Origin of the sequence: Streptomyces sp. NPDC026672 (assembly GCF_040638185.1) — a bacterium.
Taxonomy (GTDB): Bacteria; Actinomycetota; Actinomycetes; order Streptomycetales; family Streptomycetaceae; genus Streptomyces.
In genome coordinates this window covers 49,258-67,705 of the sequence record NZ_JBEZXS010000027.1, presented here as the reverse complement: position 1 = coordinate 67,705, position 18,448 = coordinate 49,258, and the positions used below count along the sequence as shown (strand labels likewise).

The following is an 18,448-nucleotide window of genomic DNA, read 5'->3' as shown; positions in this document are numbered from 1 at the left end:
TCACCCCATCTCGACGTCCAGGCTCTCCAGGCCGCGGATGACGAAGTTGGGTTTGCGTTCGGGGGGTGTCGTGGGGCGGAGGGTGGGGGCCCGGCGGAGGAGGGCGGTCATGGAGGCGGTGAGTTCCATGCGGGCCAGGGGGGCGCCGAGGCAGTAGTGGATGCCGGCGCTGAAGGAGATGTGGGGGTTGTCCGCGCGGCCCAGGTCCAGTCGCGCGGGGTCGTGGAAGACCTCGGGGTCGTGGTTGGCGGAGCCGAAGAGGAGCGCGACCTCGGCGCCGCGCGGCAGGGTCACCCCGTCGATCTCGATGTCGTCCAGCACCCACCGCTCGAACATCTGGAGCGGGGTGTCGTACCGCATCAGCTCCTCCACCGCCGACGGGACCAGGGAGTGGTCGGCGCGCAGCGCGGCCAGCTGGCCGGGGTTGCGGAACAGGGCCCACCACCCGTTCACGGTGGCGTTGACGGTCGCCTCGTGGCCGGCGTTGAGCAGCAGCACGACCGTGGAGATCATCTCCTGCTCGGTCAGCCGGTCGCCCTCGTCGTGCGCGGCGATCAGCCCCGAGATCAGGTCCTCGCCCGGCTCCGCGCGCCGCGCCGCGATCAGCTCCCGCAGAAACGCCGAGAATTCGACCGACGCCCGCACCGCCCGCGCGGCCGTCTCCTCGGACGGGTTCAGCTCGTACATCCCGCAGATGTCCGCCGACCAGGGCCGCAGCTGCCCCCGGTCCGCCTCCGGGACGCCCAGCATCTCGGCGATCACCGCGACCGGCAGCGGTTCGGCGACGTCGGCCAGCAGATCGCCCCCGCCCGCCTCGACGAGCCGCCCCACCAGGTCGTTCGCCAGCCGGTTCACATACGGCTGCAACCGCTCCACGGTCCTCGGGGTGAACGCCTTCGACACCAGCCGCCGTATCCGCGTGTGGTCCGGCGGCTCCAGGTCGAGCATCCCGTGGTCGTTCAGCGTGTGGAACGGCTCGTGCGCGGCCGGCGGTGCGGTGCGCCCGAAGTCCTCGTGCGAGAACCGGTGCCGGTACGTCCGTCCCAGCCGCCGGTCCCGCAGCAGCGCGGAGACGTCGGCGTGGTGCGGCACCAGCCACTGGTCCGTGGGTTCGTAGCGGACGACCCGTCCCCTGCCGCGCAGCTCCGCGTAGGCCGGGTACGGGTCGGCGAGGAACGCCGGGTCCCACGGATCGAAGACGAGCTCGGAAACAACACCCATACGCGGACGTTAACCCGCCGTCCCCGCCCCTGACCAGGCTGGTTCAGCCCGGCGTGACCAGCCGCGCCTCGTAGGCGAACACCGCCGCCTGCGTCCGGTCCCGCAGCCCCAGCTTCACCAGGACGCGGCTCACATGGGTCTTGATCGTCGACTCGGCCACCACCAGCCGCTCCGCGATCTCCGCGTTGGACAGCCCCTGGGCGATGAGGACCAGGACCTCCGTCTCCCGCTCCGTCAGGTCGCCGTACGCCGCCTGCGCCGTGGGCGTGAGCCGCGGCCCGTCGGACAGCTTGGAGAACTCGGTGATCAGCCGCTTCGTCACCGAGGGCGCCAGCAGCGCCTCCCCCGCGGCCACCACCCGCACCCCGTCCGCGAGCTGCCGCGCCGACGCGTCCTTGAGCAGGAACCCCGACGCCCCGGCCCGCAGCGCCTCGTACACGTACTCGTCGAGGTCGAACGTCGTCAGGACGAGCACCTTCGCCGAGCCGTCCGCCGCCACGATCTCCCGGGTCGCCTCGATGCCGTTCAGCTCGGGCATGCGGATGTCCATGAGGACGACGTCGGGTGCCAGCTCCCGCACCCGCTCGACCGCCTCCCGCCCGTTGACCGCCTCGCCCACGACCTCGATGTCCGGCATCGCGCCCAGCAGCACGGAGAAGCCCTCACGGACCATCATCTGGTCGTCCGCGATCAGGACCCGGATCGTCATGCCCCACCCTCGCTCGTCAGGGCGACCGGCAGGAACACGGCCACCTCGTAACCGCCCTCGTCGACCGGCCCGGCCGTCATCTCGCCGCCCAGCATGGACACCCGCTCCCGCATCCCGGTGATGCCGTGCCCGGCGCCGGGCGAGGGCTTGACGAGGGACGGCGCGGGCGGGGCGGTGTTGACGACCCGGACGCCGAGGCCCCCGAGGACGTACCCGATCTCCACCCGGGCGCTCGCGCCCGGCGCGTGCCGCAGTGTGTTGCTCAGTGCCTCCTGCACGATCCGGTACGCCGACAGCTCGACGCCCTGCGGGAGTTCGCGCACCGCGCCGGTGACCGCCTTCTCCACCGCGAGGCCGGCCTCGCGCACATTGGCGAGCAGCGCGTCCAGGTCGGCGAGGGTGGGCTGCGGGGCGTCCGGGGCCGCGTAGTCCTCGGCGCGCACGACGCCGAGGACACGGCGCAGTTCGGTGAGCGCGGCGACCGCGTTCTCCCGGATCGTGGCGAACGCCTTCTCCAGTTCCTCGGGCGGGTTCTCGACCCGGTAGGGCGCCGCCTCGGCCTGGATGGCGACGACCGACATGTGGTGGGCGACCACGTCGTGCAGCTCGCGCGCGATGGTGGTGCGCTCCTCCAGCAGGGTGCGGCGGGAGCGCTCGTGCGCGGTCACCGTGCGCTGGGCGGTCATCTCCCGGCGGGCATCGTGGCGTATGTGGCCGACGGTGACCGCCAGCAGCAGGAGCGCGGAGACGACCAGCATGGGCGCGATGTTGCTGTCGTAGTGGCTCCAGCCGAAGAGGGTGTCGAGCAGGAAGCCGTACGCGCCGGTCATCACCCACATCCAGCCCGCCGTGCGGGGGCGGGTGCGCAGGGCGACGACGGTGAGCACCACCAGGTGGGAGACGAAGCTCCCCGCCTGCCAGGGCCAGCCGCCCCAGGACGAGCCCAGCAGGGCGACGATCGTGGTCGACGCGAGCGACAGCCAGAACGCGCCGATCGGGCGGACCAGGGTGAGCAGGACCGGGGCGAGGGCGAGCAGGCCGCACAGCAGGGCGTCCGTGCCGCCGCCGAGGCTCGACAGGGCGGCCAGCATCGCCACCGCGCCGCACGCGGCGACCGCCGCGTGCGGGGTCCAGGCCGCCCACTCCCGGGCCCGGCCCCGCAGCCGCCCGGTGATCGGGCCGTCGACGCCCGTCGGGGGCAGCGGGCGGTAGGCGAAGGCGTCGTGGAACAGGTCCTGCCGCAGCCCGCGCAGGGCGTCCGCGGCGGCCCGGAACTCCGGGCTGCGCGGCCTGGCTGGACGCGGCGGCATCGGCTGCGTGTGCGTCGTCTCGGTCACGTCCGAAACGGTAGGCCGGGGCCGCGGTCGCCGTCGTCACCTGTGAGTCGGGTCATGCGGGGTCCTTCTCAGGTACTACGGCGGCGACGCCGGACCTCACCAGGCGAGCTGGGCGATCTCCTCGGCGACGACCGCGCAGGCGTCGGCGGCCGGGTCGATCAGCGGGAAGTGGCCGACGTCCTCCAGCAGCGTCAGGCCCACGACCTCGCCCGCCGCGGCGGCCGCCTCCGCGTACGCGTCGGCCACCTCCTGCGGCACGACGTCGTCCGTGCGGCCCTGGACCAGGGTGGTCGCGATGCCGGTGGGCAGCAGCTGGGCCGGGTCGGCGTACGGCTGGCGCTCCTTGAACAGGTCCTTCCCGCCCAGGAGTTGGAGCGCCGCGTCACCGCAGACGGCGAGCCGCCCGGCCGTCGCGAAGTCGGCGATCGGGGCGAGCGCGACGACACCGCGCAGGGCGGCCGGGGCGGGGGTGCGCCAGGGGGCGTCGGCGGGCAGGACATGGCGGGCCGCCGCCCACAGCGCGAGGTGGCCGCCGGCCGAGTGGCCGGTGATCACCGTGCGGCGCGGGTCGGCCTGCGGGAGGGCACCGCCGACCAGCGCGGGCAGCGCGTCCAGGGCGTCGGCGACGTCGTCGAAGGTGTCCGGCCAGCGGCCGGCGACGGGGGCGCCTCCGGCCTGCTCCGGAGCCGCCCCGCGCCGGTACTCCACGTTCGCCACGGCGAAGCCGCGGCGGGCCAGGTAACCGGCGAAGGGGGTGATGTGGCGGCGGTCGTAGGGCGCGCGCCAGGCGCCGCCGTGCAGCACCACGACCAGCGGGGCCGGGGCCGCCGGCTCCGCCGCGCGCGGGGCGTAGAAGTCGATCACCTGGTCGGGATGGTCGCCGTACGCCGCCGTGACGTCGGGGGCGACGGGCGGGTGCGAGAAGGCGGACTCCTCTTCGGCGGCTGCCCGGGCAGCGGCGGCGTCGTCCGGCATGCTCCAACCTCTCAGCGGCGTAATGGTGTTGGCGGACCAGGTGAGATGGCGGTGACGGTATCAGGCCAGCGACCTGGCCGATCTGGCGGTGGTCACGCCGGCCCCGGGGTCAGAGCACCTCCCCCAGGATCCTCGCCGCACGCTCCGCGTCCGCGAAGCCCACGTACAGCGGGGTGAAGCCGAAGCGGAGGACGTCCGGCTCCCGGTGGTCGCCGACCACACCGCGGGCGATCAGCCGCTTCATCACGTCGGCCGCCCCGGCGCAGCGCAGCGCGATCTGGCTGCCCCGTTCCGCGTGGGCGAGCGGGGTCAGGCACTCCACGGCGCCCTCGGGGACGTACGCCGAGACGCACTCCAGGAAGAAGTCCGTCAGCGCGAGGGACTTGGCGCGCACGGCCGCCACCGGCACGCCCTCCCAGACCTCCAGCGCCGCCTCCAGCGCGAGCATGGACAGGATGTCCGGCGTGCCCACGCGCCCGCGCAGCGCCCCGTCCGCCGGGGTGTACTCGGCCCGCATCCCGAAGGGCTCCGCGTGGGAGTTCCAGCCGGGCAGCGGGGAGTCGAAGCGGTCCTGGAGACCCCGGCGGACGTACAGGTACGCCGGTGAACCCGGGCCGCCGTTCAGGTACTTGTAGGTGCAGCCCACCGCCAGGTCGACCCCGTGCTCGTCGAGCCCCACCGGCAGCGCGCCCGCGGTGTGGCACAGGTCCCACACCGACACCGCGCCCGCCGCGCGCACCGCCGCGGTGAGCGAGGGCAGGTCGTACAGCCGGCCGGTGCGGTAGTCGACGTGGTTGAGCAGCACCGCCGCCGTCCGCCCGCCGACCGCGTCCGGCACCTCGTCCGGTGTCACGGGGCGCAGCGCGCACCCGGTCATCCGGGCCGCCGAGGCGGCGATGTACCCGTCCGTGGGGAAGGTGGTGGCGTCGACCAGGATCTCGTCCCGGCCCGCGCCCGCCATCCGCACCGCGCCCACCAGGGCCTTGAAGACGTTGACGCTCGTGGAGTCGCCGACCACGATCTGCCCCGGCGCCGCCCCGACCAGCGGGGCGATCCGGTCGCCGATCCGCTCCGGCGCGGTCCACCAGCCGCTCTCCTCCCAGGAGCGGATGCGCAGGTCGCCCCACTGCCGGCGCACCACGTCCTCGACCCGGCCGGGGACGTGCGCGGGCAGCGCGCCCAGCGAGTTGCCGTCGAGGTACACCACGTCGTCCAGGACGAAGCGCCCCCGCAGCGGGCCGAGTTCGTCGGCGGCGTCCAGCTTCTCCGCGCGCAGGGCGATCTCAGACATGGGACCTCGCCGTCCAGAGCTCCGGGAACACGTTCTTCTGCGCGCGCTTCTCCAGCCAGGCCACCCCGGCGGAGCCGCCCGTGCCGGGCTTGGCGCCCATCGCCCTGCGGGTGGCGACCAGATGGTCGTTGCGCCAGCGCCACACCAGTTCGCCGACGTCGGTCAACGCCTCGCCGAGACGGGCGAGTTCGGAGTTCTGGTCACCGGAGTAGACCGCCGTCCAGGCGGCTTCCACGGCGGGCGAGGGCTCGTGGCGCAGTGCCACGTCCCGGGTCAGCACCTCGTCGGGGATCCGGTGCCCGCGGCGCGCGAGGAGCCGTACCACCTCGTCGTACAGGCTCGGCTCGTGCAGGGCCTTCTCCAGCTCGGCGTGGACGCGCGGGGCGCCCCGGTGCGGCACCAGCATGGACGCGGACTTCTCGCCGAGCAGGAACTCCAGGCGCCGGTACATCGCCGACTGGAAGCCGGAGCCCTCGCCGAGGGCGGAGCGGTACGAGTTGAACTGGGCCGGGGTGAGCTGCCCGAGCGGCCTCCAGGAGGCGTTCAGCGCCTCCAGCTCACGGACCGACCGCTTGAGCGCGTCGATCGCCACCGGCACGTCGTCGGACCGCAGCGCCCGCGAGGCGGTCTCCCACTCGTGCACGATCACCGTGAACCACAGCTCCATGACCTGGGTCGTGACCAGGAAGACCAGTTCTCCGGGATCGTCCGAAAGGGTGTGCTGGAGATGGGTGAGCACGTCCGCCCGTACGTAGTCCTCGTACGGGGTCGTGCCCGCGAAGTCGAGATGCGGGGTCTCGGGCTCCTGAGTCTCCACGGACCGATGAGCCTGTTGGGACATCGCTGTCTCCTGCTGTACTCCGGGTGGCGGTCCGCCCCTGCCGATTCCGGCACGGGGGCCCCGGTCCCCACCGGCATCCTCCGTAATCCCCCTGGATACGGCAAGGCCCGCCCTGTGCCGGACGGGCCGCACCGGTCACCCGCCGCTCAGCCCAGGGTCTGGGCCGCGGTCGGCGAGGAGTCCTTCAGGAACTGCGTGCAGCGCTCGTACTCCTCCTGCTCGCCGATCGCCTGGGCGGCGCGGGCGAGCGCGTGCAGGGCGCGCAGGAAGCCGCGATTGGGCTCGTGCTCCCACGGCACCGGGCCGTGGCCCTTCCAGCCGCCCCGGCGCAGCGCGTCGAGGCCGCGGTGGTAGCCCGTACGGGCGTACGCGTACGACTCGACGACCGAGCCGCGCTCGAACGCGTCGTCGGCCAGCTGGGCCCACGCGAGCGAGGAGGTGGGGTACTTCGCGGCGACGTCCGCGGGGGCGGTGCCGCCCGCCAGGAGCTCACGCGGCTCCGGGTCGTCGGGCAGGTGGGTCGGGGGCGGGCCCCCGAGGAGGTTCTCGTGAATGCTCATGGCCTCCAGTCTGGTGCACGACGCGGCGAAGGGGAGCCCCGGCCGTCAGCCGCGGGGCCGTTCCAGGGGCGGGGAGGTCACGTTGCCGTGGGTGTGGCACTCGGGGTGGCGGCAGTCCGGGGTCGGCCTGCGGACCGTCGTGAAGGCGATCACGGCGCCCACGACGAGGACGCCCGCGCAGATCGGCATGGCCCGGTCGAACGCGGCGTCGAAGGCCGCCGCCGAGCGGTACGCCTCCGGGCCCATCCCGGCCAGCAGCGGCAGCGCCGCCACCGCGATCAGGCCGGCCGCGCGGGCCGCCGCGTTGTTGATGCCGCTGGCCAGGCCCGCCCGGTCGGTGTCGACCGAGGCCAGCACGGTGGCGGTCAGCGGGGCCACCAGGGTCACCATGCCGGCGCCCATCACGAGGAGCGCGGGCAGCACGTCGGCCAGGTAGTCGGCGTCCTCGCCCACGCGCAGCATCAGCAGCATCGCCGCCGCGCACAGCAGCGGGCCCGCGGTGAGCGGGATCCGCGGGCCGATCTTGTCGGCGAGGGCACCGGAGCGGGCCGAGAACAGCAGCATCAGCGCGGTGGTCGGCAGCAGGGCCGTGCCGGCCTGGAGCGCCGAGTAGCCGGCCACGACCTGGAGCTGGAGCGCGGTGAGGAAGAAGAAGCCGCCGAACGCCGCGTACACGCACAGGGTGACCAGGTTGACAGCCGTGAACTGGCGCGAGGCGAAGATGTCGGGCGGCATCATCGGGTCGGCCCTGCGGTGCTCGACGTACACGAACGCCACCCCGGCCACGACCCCCGCGAGCGCCGTGAGCGCGACGGCGAGGGAGCCCTCGGTCGCCTCGATCAGCGCGTACGTCACCAAGGCCAGCGCGAGGGCGGCGAGGACGGCGCCGAGAACGTCGAAGCGGCCGTGGGCGCGGCTGTCGCGCGACTCGGGGACGTGCCGCAGCGCGACGGGGGCGCACACCAGGGCCAGCGGCACGTTGAGCAGGAACACCCAGCGCCAGCCGGGGCCGTCCACCAGCCAGCCGCCCAGGAACGGGCCGACGGCCGCGCCGATGCCGCCGAACCCCGACCACAGGCCGACGGCGCGCGCCCGGTCGTCGGGGTGGAAGGACGCCTGGATGAGGGCGAGCGAGCCGGGCGTGAGCAGGGCGCCGCCGACGCCCTGGAGGGCGCGGGCCGCGATCAGCACGACCGCGTTCGGGGCGAGCCCGCACAGCAGGGAGGCCGCCGCGAACCAGACGACGCCGATGACGAAGACCTTGCGCCGGCCGTAGTGGTCGCCGAGGGAGCCGCCGAGCAGGATCAGCCCGGCCAGCGTGAGCATGTAGGCGTTGACCGTCCACTGGAGCGCGGCGAGGTCGGCGCCGAGGTCACGGCCGATGGTGGGCAGCGCGACGTTCACGACGGTCGAGTCCAGCATGGCCATGCTGGAGCCGAGCACCGTGGTGAACAGGATCCATCTGCCCTGGGGCGAGGCCAACCGGACGTCTGGCATGCCCCCAGGTATACAGCGAGCCCGGCCGTGGGGGCGCGGGCTCGCTGCGAAAAGGCGGGAAACTACTTGATCTTGTTGCCCGCGGAGCGCAGGTTCCGCGTGGCCTCGACGACCCGCTCGGCCATCGAACCCTCGGCGAGCTTGCCCCAGGTGCGCGGGTCGTAGGTCTTCTTGGAGCCGACCTCGCCGTCGACCTTGAGGACGCCGTCGTAGTTGCGGAACATGTGGTCGGCGATCGGACGCGTGAAGGCGTACTGGGTGTCGGTGTCGATGTTCATCTTGACGACGCCGTTCTCCAGCGCGGTCGCGATCTCCTGCTCGCTGGAGCCGGAGCCGCCGTGGAAGACGAAGTCGAACGGGGACTGCTTGCCGAACTTGGCGGCGACGCCGTCGCTCAGCTCCTTCAGCAGCTCCGGGCGCAGGACGACGTTGCCCGGCTTGTAGACGCCGTGCACGTTGCCGAAGGACGCGGCCAGCAGGTAGCGGCCCTTCTCGCCCAGGCCCAGCGCCTCGGCGGTGCGGATCGCGTCGTCGACCGTGGTGTAGAGGGAGTCGTTGATCTCGTGCGAGACGCCGTCCTCCTCACCGCCGGTCGGGGTGATCTCGACCTCCAGGATGATCTTCGCGGCGGCGGCCTGGGCCAGCAGCTCCTGCGCGATCGCGAGGTTGTCGGCCAGGGTCTCCGCCGAGCCGTCCCACATGTGCGACTGGAACAGCGGGTTGCGGCCGGCCTTCACGCGCTCCGCGGAGACCGCGAGCAGCGGACGGACGTAGCCGTCGAGCTTGTCCTTGGGGCAGTGGTCCGTGTGCAGGGCGACCGTCACCGGGTACTTCTCGGCGACGATGTGCGCGAACTCGGCCAGGGCGACCGAGCCGGTGACCATGTCCTTGCTGTACTGGCCGCCCAGGAACTCGGCGCCACCCGTGGAGATCTGGACGATGCCGTCGCTCTCCGCCTCCGCGAAGCCGCGCAGCGCCGCGTGCAGGGTCTGGGTCGAGGTGACGTTGATGGCCGGGTAGGCGAACTTGCCTGCCTTCGCCCGGTCGAGCATCTCGTTGTAGACCTCGGGGGTTGCGATGGGCATCTGTCCGCTCCTTGGGTGTGCGGGTCTGCGTGCTGCGTGCTGCGTGCTGCGTGCTGCGGCCCTGACCTAGAACCTTGGGGTGACATCGTCGTCGTCCCCATCTTTCCAGACATGGGCCGCTGCCCGGTGCCCCGGCCGAGGGGCGGACGGGGCGGTTTCCCAGGGAGCTCAGTCGAGACCGAGGTCGTCCTTGGAGTAGGCGAACCGGTAGGGCACTCCGGTGCCCTGCTCGATCTTCTCGGCGGCGCCGGTCGCCCGGTCGACGATGGTCGCCACGCCGACCACCTCGGCGCCGGCCTCGCGCACCGCCTCCACCGCGGTCAGCGGCGAACCGCCGGTGGTGGAGGTGTCCTCGACGACCAGCACCCGGCGGCCCTTGATCTCCGGGCCCTCCACCCGGCGCTGCAGTCCGTGCGCCTTCGCGGCCTTACGCACGACGAACGCGTCGAGGCGGCGGCCTCGCGCGGCGGCGGCGTGCAGCATCGCCGCGGCCACCGGGTCGGCGCCCATGGTGAGGCCGCCGACCGCGTCGAACTCCAGGTCGGCGACCAGGTCGAGCAGCACCTCGCCGACGAGCGGGGCGGCCTCTCCGTCGAGGGTGATGCGGCGCAGGTCGACGTAGTAGTCGGCCTCCAGGCCCGACGACAGGGTCACCTTGCCGTGCACCACGGCCTTGTCCTTGATCTGCTGAAGCAGCGTCCCACGCACGTCCGTCATGCCGACCAGCTTAGAGGCGGCGCCAGGACCAGGTGGTGGTGGCCTCCAGCGGCTCCAGCGGTGTGACCAGGCGCGGGAGGGTGTTGAGGCCGTTGGGCGGGCCGGTCTGCGGCTCCACGCAGACGGCCGCCTCCTGCTCGTCGTACACCACGACCCACTCCTCGGGGCTGGTCACCTCCAGCTCCAGCAGGCCCGGCCAGGTGAGGGTGACGCCGACGCCGCCGGGCATGCCGAAGCAGTCGTCCCAGGGGCCGGGCTCCGGGTCGATGCGGTTGCCGGTGGGGAGGTGGTCGTCGCCGCGCTCCTCCTGCCAGGCGGGGGTGAAGTCGAGCCGTGCGTCGCGACCGTCGAGGGTGCGGTTGAACCAGGGGTGCCAGCCGATCTGGGCCGGGAAGGAGGAGTCGTACGTCTCCACGGACATGGTCAGCGTCAGGGAGTCCTCGGTGAGGCCGACGACCTGGGTCACCCGGGCGGGATACGGCCAGGGGTCGACCAGGTCGTACGTGATGACGGCCTCGTCGGACGTGACGCGGGCGGTCTTCCAGGCACCGTCGCGGGCGGTGCCGTGGATGGCGTGCGGCGGGGAGTTGAGCGGCATCCGGTGGAGGGTCGCGCCGTTCAGGAAGCGGCCGTCCCTGATCCGGCCGCACCAGGGGACCATCGGGAAGCAGCCGAAGCGGTCGCCCTGACGGAGGAGTTCGGTGCCGGCGATCCGGAGGCTCGCGACACGGCCGCCGTTGCCGGGTTGTACGGCCGCTTCCACGTCGCCCACGCTCAGCGTGATGTCTTCGTTGCTCACGGGGCGACTTTACTGGGGGCCGGTTCCTCAGCGGCGTTTGCGCAGGGCCCGGCCAACGACGATCGCGGAGGCGACGACGAGGGCGGCGGCGGGGGCGGCCCAGCGGAGGGTGTTGGTCGCGGCGACGGTCTGGGGGGCGGGGACGGGGGCGTAGCGGCCGCGGGGCGGGGCGTGGTCGACTTCCTCGGCGCTGCGACCGATCATGGTCCGCCGCGCATGCCCCGCCTCGGCTCCGCCGTCGGCGGGGGTGGGGGCGGGTGTGGGAGCGGGGGGCTCCTGGGGAGCGGGGGTCTCCTGGGGAGCGGGCTCGCTCTCGACGGTCTCGGGGGTTTCGTCCGCCGCCGAGGCAGCCGCTTCGGCGGGCGGCAGTGGCTCCGACTCCTCGGCCTGCCCCGGCCGTCCCGACTCTTCCGCCTGTTCAGGCTGCCCCGGCCGCTCTGCCTGACCCGGCTGTTCCGGCTGCCCCGGCTGCTCTGCCTGTCCCTGCTGCCCCGCCTGCCCCTGCTGTTCCGCCAGGTTCTCCGTGAAGCGGGTCAGGAGGCGGACCGTCGTCGTCGCGATGGTGTCCGGGCGGAGGTCCGTGGCCCTGCCCGTGGCCCGCGTCGCCGTGGTGAACCGGGCGTTCGTGCCACCGGGGGCCGCCGTCAGGGTGAGCGTCACGGTCAGGGCCGCCGTCCCCGAACCCCGGGCCTCCGTCGCCTCGGCCTCCATCACGTACGTGCCGTCGGCCCGCTCGTCGAGGCGCAGCGTCCCGCGGTACGTCACCGAGTGATTGCCGAACCGCACCTTCAGGCGGCCGGTCAGTGGGTCCGCGCCCGCGTCCTGCTGGAGCCCCGGCACCGCCCGCGCGACCCGCGCGGGATCGGCCAGCGCCTCCCTGAGCCGCTCGGCCGGAACCGGAACGAAGACCTCGTGCTCCATGTCGGCTGAGCCTACCCACGTGTGGCCGGAACGTACCCCCGTCGTCACCCCCTCAGTACCGCGGGTGCACCAGCGTCGACGCCGGCAACTCCCGTACCCGCGTTCCCGCCGCCTCCGACGCGTCCGCGCTCAGCTCCGCCTCGGTCAGCGTGCGCGCCCGCGGCCCGCGCGGGTCAAGCAGCAGCTTCGGCGGCACCGCCCCGGCCCCCGCCAGCAGGAACCCCCAGTCGTGCGGTGTCCCCGACGCCCCCGCCGAGCGGTCGGGCCCGGACGGGAACCCCGCGTCGCGCCCCGGCACCCGGTAGGGCCGTGCGCACAGTCCCGCCGCCCGCATCGTCGCCTCGACCGTCCAGAACACGCGCGGGCGCGTCGACACCGGCCCCGCGTGGACGGCGATCCGCCCACCGGGCCGCAGCACCTGCCGGGCGAGCCCGTAGAACTCCTGCGAGTACAGCTTCGTGCTGTCCGTGATCCCGGGATCGGGCAGATCGGCGATCACCACGTCGTACGACGCCCGGGGCGCCCCGCGCAGCCACCGGAACGCGTCGCCGATCGTGACGTGCACGCGCGGGTCGTCGTACACGTGCTCGTTGAGCGTGGAGAGACCCGGGTCGCCGCGCGCCAACCGCACCAGCCCCGCGTCGAGTTCGACCACGTCGACCCGGCGCACGTCCCTCCAGCGCAGCGCCTCCCGCGCCGCGAGCCCGTCCCCGCCGCCCAGGACCAGCACCCGTGCGTGGGGACCGTTCATCGCCGGGTGGACCAGCGCCTCGTGGTACCGGCGTTCGTCGTGCCCGCCGACCCGCAGCCGCCCGTCCAGGAACAGGTCGAGCGGCCGGCCCCCGGTGCCGCCGGTGAGGACGACCTCCTGCACGTCGGTCTGGAGCGCGACGCGCACGTCCCCGCCGTACACCGCCTGCCGCGCGGCCCGTTCGAAGTCGCCGACGAGCGCGGCGGCCGTAGCGAGCAGGCCGAGGACGGCGAGGTTCGCGCAGAGCAGCAGCCAGCGCGCCCGCGGGCTCAGATCGCGCCGGAACAGACCGAGCACCAGGGCGCCGCCCGCTGCCACGTTGACGGCCCCCGTGACCAGCGCGCCCGTCAACTGGCCCAGGAACGGCAGCAGGACGAAGGGGAAGGCGAGCCCACCGGCCAGCGCGCCGACGTAGTCCGCCGCGAACAGGTCGGCGACCGCGCCGCCCGGGTCCTGGCGCCGGATGCGCTGGATCAGCTCCATCAGCAGCGGCACCTCGGCGCCGATGAGCAGCCCGATGGCGAGGGAGAACGCGACGAGCAGACAGCGCGGCCCGGCGGCCCACAGCCCGCCCCAGCCACCGGTCCACGCGAACACGGCGTAGAGGGCCATCGCGCTGCACCCGCCGACGAGGGCGAGCACCGCCTCCACCGCGGCGAAGCCGAAGGCCGCGCGCCGGCGCAGCCGCTTCGCCACGAGGGAGCCGATGCCCATGGCGAACACCATGACCGACAGCACGACGGACGCCTGGGTGACCGAGTCACCGATCAAGTACGAGGCGAGGGCGACGAGTTCGAGTTCGTACACCAGGCCGCAGGCGGCGCAGACGAAGACGCCCGCGAGGACGAGGAACCGGCCGGTCCCCGGCCGGACGGGCAACCGCGCGGGACCGCACCGGGGCGGCGGGGCGCCCGTCCGGGCGGGGGCGTGCGGTTCGATCACCCTGCGACGTTACGTCACGCGCCGCGTACGCTTCGTCACCCACACGTGTGGAACTGGTCGAACACAGCGGCTGGTTGGTTTACGCCGAGCCGTTCCCGACGACCGCCGCACCCGCCCCGTGCGACCCATGGGACCGGTCCGCGTCCGCGGGGTCGGTGGTCCGTGTGCGCACGCCCACCCTGGTGCGGGTGGCGACCAACTGCCCGTCCTGCGGGTACGCGTGCCACGTCCGCCAGTGGATCTGGCCCTCGTGCCGGTGGGCGAGCATCGCCGTGAACGCGTGGGGGCTGCCGGGGAAGACGCCCGCGAGGCCGTGCGGATGGTCGGAGACCAGGGCCAGCAACTCCTGGGCGCGGCCCGCGAAGGAGCCCGGCGAGAGGAGTTCGACGCGCGCCGCGAACTCGTACTCCCAGTCACCGAGGCGCTTGGCCACGCCGAGCGGCAGGGGGGTGCTGGACCCCGGGATGCAGGCCACCGTCTCCGAGCAGTCACCCCTGTCCTCCTCCAGCAGCACCTGGTGGGACGCGCCGAGCAGTCTCAACTGGAGCTTCGCCCCCGTCAGTTCGAGATCGAGGGTGGCCAGGGCGGGGAGCGGTTCGCGTCCCAGGGCCCAGGCGAGGTCGGCGGCGCGCGTATCTGTGTAGGAGGTGTTCAGGGTCGTGAGCATGGATCGGCTCCGCTAGCACGCAAGAGGAGTAGGAGGAATGTGTGGGGGGTCCGGCGCACCTCGGTCGACACCGCGGGATCGGCCACGTCAGCCCGGTCGCACCCGGCCGGCCCGGCCGGGGGGTGGGTGCCGCGGGGACGCCCGAGGGCTGCGTTGGTGTTTTAGAGGGAATCATGAACAGTGGCGCCGCCACAGCGTTTTTACCCAAGTTCGTCGGGTTTCCATCCCCCAGGTGACTACTCAGCTCATCTGTTCAGTTACGCCCCGCGCCCGGCGCGCACCTCCTACGCGGGGCGCACACCACCGCACCACGCGCCGGTCCCCCGTCCGGCGGACGGGCACGGCTCCCCCGCGCGCAAAGCGCCCGCCGGGTCCATCGGTCCCGGCGGGCGCTTCGTGCGGCTCGGATGTGGCTCCCCCTGGTGGGAGACAGCTGCCCCGTGTCAGCTGCCTCCGCCGCATCCGCCCCCGCCGCCGCACGACGAACCCCCACCGCAGGAGTGCCCCCCGCCGCAGGAGTGGCCCCCGTGACCGCCATGGCTGCTGTGCCCGCCGTGGCCGTGATGGCTGTTGTGACTGTTGTGGCCGCCCGGATCGCTGTGAACGCCCGGGTCGCTGGACGACCCGCCGACGGCCGCGCCGCCCGCCCACCAGCTGGTGTTGTCGTCGCTGCCGCCGCGCCGGATGCCGCCGCCCGAACCTCCGCGTCCGGACCCGCGACCCCCGTGCCGTACGACCCCGCGCCTGCTCCTGCGCGCCGCGCGCACCGCGGCCCCGAGCACGACCACGATCACCGCCAGGATGATGCCGAAGACCATGGCGCCACCCTCCCTTCCGTCCCCCGAAGCGGCCCCCCGTGGGCGCCTCGCCTGCCGTGCGGCCCTCGGTGCGACCGCCGTGTGCACGGGGGATGCCCGCCCGCCCCGACACCCAAAGCAGAGTTGAGGAAGTCCAGAGCTTGGGCGCAGGATGGCCCGCATGACCTCCAGCGCGCGCCCCCTCCTCAACCGCCGGCTCGCCGAGTTCGGGACGACGATCTTCGCCGAGATGTCGGCCCTGGCCGTCCGGACCGGATCGATCAACCTCGGTCAGGGCTTCCCCGACACCGACGGCCCGGAGGAGATCCGCGAGGCGGCGGTGCGCGCGCTGCGCGACGGCCGCGGCAACCAGTACCCGCCGGGACCGGGCGTCCCCGAACTGCGCACCGCGATCTCGGCGCACCAGCTGCGGTGGTACGGGCTGTCGTACGACCCCGACAGCGAGGTGCTGGTCACGGCGGGCGCGACGGAGGCGATCGCGGCGGCGCTGCTCGCCCTGGTGGAGCCGGGCGACGAGGTGATCGCGTTCGAGCCGTACTACGACTCCTACGCCGCCGGGATCGCCCTGGCGGGCGGCAGGCGCGTCCCGGTGACGCTGCGGCCGGACGGCGACACGTTCCGGCTCGACCTCGACGAGCTGCGGGACGCGGTGACCGACCGCACCCGGCTGCTGCTCGTCAACACCCCGCACAACCCGACGGGCACGGTGCTGACCCGCGAGGAGCTGGCGGCGATCGCCGAGCTGGCGGTGGAGCGGGACCTCCTGGTGGTGACGGACGAGGTGTACGAGCACCTGGTGTTCGACGACGCCACCCATGTGCCGCTCGCGACGTTCCCCGGCATGCGGGAGCGCACCCTCACGGTGGGGTCCTCGGGGAAGTCGTTCTCGTTCACCGGCTGGAAGGTCGGCTGGGTGACGGGGACGCCCGAACTGGTGGGGGCGGTGCGCGCGGTCAAGCAGTTCCTGACGTACGTGAGCGCGGGCCCGTTCCAGTACGCCGTCGCCGAGGCGCTGGCGCTGCCCGACTCCTACTTCGCCGAGTTCACGGAGGGGATGCGCAGGAAGCGGGACCTGCTGTCGGCGGGGCTTGCGGAGGCCGGCTTCTCGGTGTTCCGCCCGGCGGGCACATACTTCGTCACGACGGACATCCGCCCGCTCGGCGAGAAGGACGGCTTCGCCTTCTGCCGCGCCCTGCCGGAACGCGCGGGCGTGGTGGCCATCCCGAACGCGGTCTTCTACGACGACAGCAACGCCGGCGCCTCCTTCGTCCGCTTCGCCTTCTGCAAGCGGGAGGCCGTCCTGGAGGAGGCGGTGTCCCGCCTGGGCCGTCTGTAGCACCGCGCCGGAGGCGGAACCGTTCGCCCCGCCGTTGTCACGTCGCCACGCCGTCCCCCCGTGAAGCGCACACGGTCGGACCCGTAGGGGTCGCGGGGTGTGTCGGTGCGTTGCAGGGTGCGGAGGTGTGAGCCACCTCAGTACCACTCTCCCCCCGCCCGCGGTCGCCCAGCCGGAACGGGTGCGGAGGATGTCGTTCGCCGCGGGCGGCGGTCTCGCCCTCGGGGTCTTCGTCCTCGCCCGGCTCATCGGCGCTGCCGTGCTCGCGTTCGTCTCCTGGGCCACCGGACGCTCACCGCTCGCGCTGCTCGGCCGGTCCTGGGACTCCGCGTGGTACCTGGGGATCGCGGCCCACGGCTACACCCGCACCCTGTACTTCCGGCCCGGCGTCGTCCACAGCGACCTGGCGTTCTTCCCGCTCTACCCGGCGCTCGTGCGGACCGTGACCGCCCTGACGCCGCTCGGCGCGGGCGCCGCCGGGCTCGTGGTGTCCTGGACCGCCGCCGCCGTGGCCGCCTGCGGCGTCTACGCGGTGGGCGCCCGTCTGCACGGCCGCGCCACCGGCACCGCGCTGGTCCTGCTGTGGGGGCTGCTCCCGCACTCCGTGGTGCTGTCGATGGCGTACACGGAACCCGTGCTCACCGCGTTCGCCGCCTGGTCCCTGTACGCCGTGCTGTGCGGCAACTGGCTGTGGGCGGGCACCCTGGCCGCGCTCGCCGGTCTGTCCCGGCCCAACGGCTTCGCGGTCGCCGCCGCCGTCCTCGCCGCGGCGGCCTGCGAGGCGTGGCGCCGGCGCGGCCGGGTTTCCCACAGGCTGTGGACGGGCACGGCGCTCGCCCCGCTCGGCTGGACGGCGTACGTCCTGTGGGTCGGCCGGCGCACGGGCGACCTGCTCGGCGGCTACTTCGAGGTGCAGCGCCTGTGGGGCTCGACGTTCGACCTGGGCCGCGGCTCACTGCGCTTCGTGTACGACCTGCTGCTGCACGGGAACCGGTTCGTCTTCCCGATGACCATGGTGATCGTCGCGGCGGCCGTGCTGCTGTACACGCTGCTGCTCGCCGACCGGGCCCCGCTCCCGCTGCTCGTGCACAGCGGTGTCCTGCTGCTCATCGTGCTCGGCGGCTCGGGCTTCTTCGAGTCCAAGCCGCGCTTCCTGCTGCCCGCGTTCCCGCTGCTGCTGCCGCTGGCCCGCGCGCTGGTGCGGACGGCACGAGCCCGGCCCTGGCACGCCACCACGGTGGTCTGCGCCCTGGCCGGGCTCTCCTTCGGGTACGGCGCGTACCTCGTCGTGATCGCGGACACGCCGCTCTAGGACAGGCTCCGGGACGAAGGGCTCACTCCTCGTCGTCCCCGGGCTCGTCCGCCTCGTTGACCTCCTGCTCCAGGCCGAGCTGTTCGACGAGCCACTTGTCGAACTCGATCGCGGCCCGCACCCAGCTGACCGTGGAGGAGACGAAGTGGTTCAGGTCGACGCCGGTGCCGATCAGCATCTGCGCCTCGCCGATGAGGCGGACGGTGCCGTCGTCGTGGGTGTGGCTGTACACCTTGGGCCACAGCGTCCTGCGGTTCCAGTCGTCGATGGACTCCAGGAGCTGCGGCTTCTCGTCGATCTTGTGGGGACGGTCGTAGAAGGTCCGCACCGAGAAGACCGCCTGTTCGGCCTCCCCGCGGAACATGAAGTACGTACGGAACTGCTCCCACGGCGCCGCGAGGTCACCCTCGTCGTCGACGACGTACTTGAGCTCCATCTGGTCGAGGAGCTGCTTCACGAGGTCCTGATCCGGGACGACGGGGCCCGCCGGTCCTTGGGGCTGCGGCTCGGGCTGGCCCCCGAAGTTCGGAATCGAGGACGGGTCGATGCTCACCGTGTTTTTCCCTTCGTACGGATTCCGCCATCCTCCCCCATGCGGGGAGGGGGGTGGCAAGCCCCGCCGGGGTCTGTCGGCCCGCGGTCGGCCTGATCCGGCCGGTGATGACGCCC

The 18,448-nt window shown here is 73.4% G+C and carries 18 protein-coding genes; 2 read left to right on the top strand and 16 right to left on the bottom strand.

Features of this window, described 5'->3' with window-relative positions; all coding sequences use genetic code 11:
* From AB0F77_RS28145 to AB0F77_RS28075, 15 genes are all read right to left on the bottom strand, one after another.
* Positions 1 to 1,221: a cytochrome P450 gene (locus AB0F77_RS28145; protein WP_361954386.1), complete on the bottom strand. Its 1,221-nt coding sequence runs from the start codon at positions 1,219 to 1,221 to the stop codon at positions 1 to 3.
* A gap of 43 nt (positions 1,222 to 1,264) precedes the next feature.
* A complete protein-coding gene (locus tag AB0F77_RS28140; RefSeq protein ID WP_361954384.1) occupies positions 1,265 to 1,930 on the bottom strand; it encodes a response regulator transcription factor in 666 nt (221 codons plus the stop codon).
* A complete protein-coding gene (locus tag AB0F77_RS28135; RefSeq protein WP_361954382.1) occupies positions 1,927 to 3,267 on the bottom strand; it encodes a histidine kinase in 1,341 nt (446 codons plus the stop codon). Before AB0F77_RS28135 ends, AB0F77_RS28140 begins: the two co-directional genes overlap by 4 nt.
* Positions 3,268 to 3,363: 96 nt before the next feature.
* Positions 3,364 to 4,242 carry an alpha/beta hydrolase gene (locus tag AB0F77_RS28130; RefSeq protein ID WP_361954380.1) on the bottom strand — a complete coding sequence of 293 codons (879 nt, stop codon included), beginning with the start codon at positions 4,240 to 4,242 and terminating at the stop codon, positions 3,364 to 3,366.
* Between the two features lie 109 nt (positions 4,243 to 4,351).
* Positions 4,352 to 5,533 carry a kynureninase gene (kynU, locus tag AB0F77_RS28125; protein ID WP_361954378.1) on the bottom strand — a complete coding sequence of 394 codons (1,182 nt, stop codon included), beginning with the start codon at positions 5,531 to 5,533 and terminating at the stop codon, positions 4,352 to 4,354.
* Positions 5,526 to 6,374 (bottom strand): tryptophan 2,3-dioxygenase family protein, encoded by an 849-nt coding sequence (locus tag AB0F77_RS28120; RefSeq protein WP_361954376.1) that lies wholly within the window; start codon positions 6,372 to 6,374, stop codon positions 5,526 to 5,528. The genes kynU and AB0F77_RS28120 overlap by 8 nt, the downstream gene beginning before the upstream one ends.
* Before the next feature lie 146 nt (positions 6,375 to 6,520).
* A complete protein-coding gene (locus AB0F77_RS28115) occupies positions 6,521 to 6,934 on the bottom strand; it encodes a DUF3151 domain-containing protein (RefSeq protein WP_361954374.1) in 414 nt (137 codons plus the stop codon).
* Between the two features lie 45 nt (positions 6,935 to 6,979).
* A complete protein-coding gene (locus AB0F77_RS28110; protein ID WP_361954372.1) occupies positions 6,980 to 8,431 on the bottom strand; it encodes an MFS transporter in 1,452 nt (483 codons plus the stop codon).
* Between the two features lie 62 nt (positions 8,432 to 8,493).
* On the bottom strand, positions 8,494 to 9,516 hold the full coding sequence (gene fbaA, locus AB0F77_RS28105) for a class II fructose-bisphosphate aldolase (RefSeq protein WP_361954370.1): 1,023 nt from the start codon (positions 9,514 to 9,516) through the stop codon (positions 8,494 to 8,496).
* A 168-nt stretch (positions 9,517 to 9,684) separates the two neighbouring features.
* Positions 9,685 to 10,233, bottom strand: a complete 549-nt coding sequence (gene pyrE, locus AB0F77_RS28100; protein WP_361954368.1) for an orotate phosphoribosyltransferase — start codon at positions 10,231 to 10,233, stop codon at positions 9,685 to 9,687.
* A gap of 10 nt (positions 10,234 to 10,243) precedes the next feature.
* Positions 10,244 to 11,032 (bottom strand): aldose 1-epimerase, encoded by a 789-nt coding sequence (locus AB0F77_RS28095; RefSeq protein ID WP_361954366.1) that lies wholly within the window; start codon positions 11,030 to 11,032, stop codon positions 10,244 to 10,246.
* A 27-nt stretch (positions 11,033 to 11,059) separates the two neighbouring features.
* Entirely contained in the window at positions 11,060 to 11,953 is an 894-nt protein-coding gene (locus tag AB0F77_RS28090; protein WP_361954364.1) for an SRPBCC domain-containing protein, read from the bottom strand.
* A gap of 52 nt (positions 11,954 to 12,005) precedes the next feature.
* The gene (locus AB0F77_RS28085; RefSeq protein WP_361954362.1) at positions 12,006 to 13,646 is read right to left on the bottom strand and encodes a polyamine aminopropyltransferase; all 1,641 of its coding nucleotides are present in this window, start codon (positions 13,644 to 13,646) and stop codon (positions 12,006 to 12,008) included.
* 79 nt (positions 13,647 to 13,725) lie between these two features.
* Complete coding sequence (locus AB0F77_RS28080) at positions 13,726 to 14,313, bottom strand: DUF2617 family protein (RefSeq protein ID WP_361954360.1); 588 nt, start codon at positions 14,311 to 14,313, stop codon at positions 13,726 to 13,728.
* A 443-nt stretch (positions 14,314 to 14,756) separates the two neighbouring features.
* Positions 14,757 to 15,131 (bottom strand): hypothetical protein, encoded by a 375-nt coding sequence (locus AB0F77_RS28075; protein ID WP_361954358.1) that lies wholly within the window; start codon positions 15,129 to 15,131, stop codon positions 14,757 to 14,759.
* Between the two features lie 151 nt (positions 15,132 to 15,282).
* On the opposite strand from AB0F77_RS28075, the gene AB0F77_RS28070 reads away from it, so the two are divergent.
* Both AB0F77_RS28070 and AB0F77_RS28065 read left to right on the top strand, forming a co-directional pair.
* Entirely contained in the window at positions 15,283 to 16,467 is a 1,185-nt protein-coding gene (locus AB0F77_RS28070; protein ID WP_361954356.1) for a pyridoxal phosphate-dependent aminotransferase, read from the top strand.
* Between the two features lie 190 nt (positions 16,468 to 16,657).
* Complete coding sequence (locus AB0F77_RS28065; protein WP_361954485.1) at positions 16,658 to 17,779, top strand: hypothetical protein; 1,122 nt, start codon at positions 16,658 to 16,660, stop codon at positions 17,777 to 17,779.
* Between the two features lie 22 nt (positions 17,780 to 17,801).
* Here the strand turns inward: AB0F77_RS28065 and AB0F77_RS28060 are convergent, their stop codons facing one another.
* Positions 17,802 to 18,332: a YbjN domain-containing protein gene (locus AB0F77_RS28060; RefSeq protein WP_361954354.1), complete on the bottom strand. Its 531-nt coding sequence runs from the start codon at positions 18,330 to 18,332 to the stop codon at positions 17,802 to 17,804.
* Between the last annotated feature and the right edge of the window lie 116 nt (positions 18,333 to 18,448).

What these genes read in the sequence shown, in the direction of transcription:
- AB0F77_RS28115 (WP_361954374.1), bottom strand. Translation starts at nt 6,934, where the DNA reads ATGAGCATTCACGAGAACCTCCTCGGGGGCCCGCCCCCGACCCACCTG.
- pyrE (WP_361954368.1), bottom strand. Translation starts at nt 10,233, where the DNA reads ATGACGGACGTGCGTGGGACGCTGCTTCAGCAGATCAAGGACAAGGCC.
- AB0F77_RS28130 (WP_361954380.1), bottom strand. Translation starts at nt 4,242, where the DNA reads ATGCCGGACGACGCCGCCGCTGCCCGGGCAGCCGCCGAAGAGGAGTCC.
- AB0F77_RS28080 (WP_361954360.1), bottom strand. Translation starts at nt 14,313, where the DNA reads ATGCTCACGACCCTGAACACCTCCTACACAGATACGCGCGCCGCCGAC.
- AB0F77_RS28065 (WP_361954485.1), top strand. Translation starts at nt 16,658, where the DNA reads ATGTCGTTCGCCGCGGGCGGCGGTCTCGCCCTCGGGGTCTTCGTCCTC.
- AB0F77_RS28140 (WP_361954384.1), bottom strand. Translation starts at nt 1,930, where the DNA reads ATGACGATCCGGGTCCTGATCGCGGACGACCAGATGATGGTCCGTGAG.
- AB0F77_RS28090 (WP_361954364.1), bottom strand. Translation starts at nt 11,953, where the DNA reads ATGGAGCACGAGGTCTTCGTTCCGGTTCCGGCCGAGCGGCTCAGGGAG.
- AB0F77_RS28145 (WP_361954386.1), bottom strand. Translation starts at nt 1,221, where the DNA reads ATGGGTGTTGTTTCCGAGCTCGTCTTCGATCCGTGGGACCCGGCGTTC.
- AB0F77_RS28070 (WP_361954356.1), top strand. Translation starts at nt 15,283, where the DNA reads ATGGCCCGCATGACCTCCAGCGCGCGCCCCCTCCTCAACCGCCGGCTC.
- AB0F77_RS28120 (WP_361954376.1), bottom strand. Translation starts at nt 6,374, where the DNA reads ATGTCCCAACAGGCTCATCGGTCCGTGGAGACTCAGGAGCCCGAGACC.
- kynU (WP_361954378.1), bottom strand. Translation starts at nt 5,533, where the DNA reads ATGTCTGAGATCGCCCTGCGCGCGGAGAAGCTGGACGCCGCCGACGAA.
- fbaA (WP_361954370.1), bottom strand. Translation starts at nt 9,516, where the DNA reads ATGCCCATCGCAACCCCCGAGGTCTACAACGAGATGCTCGACCGGGCG.
- AB0F77_RS28110 (WP_361954372.1), bottom strand. Translation starts at nt 8,431, where the DNA reads ATGCCAGACGTCCGGTTGGCCTCGCCCCAGGGCAGATGGATCCTGTTC.
- AB0F77_RS28075 (WP_361954358.1), bottom strand. Translation starts at nt 15,131, where the DNA reads ATGGTCTTCGGCATCATCCTGGCGGTGATCGTGGTCGTGCTCGGGGCC.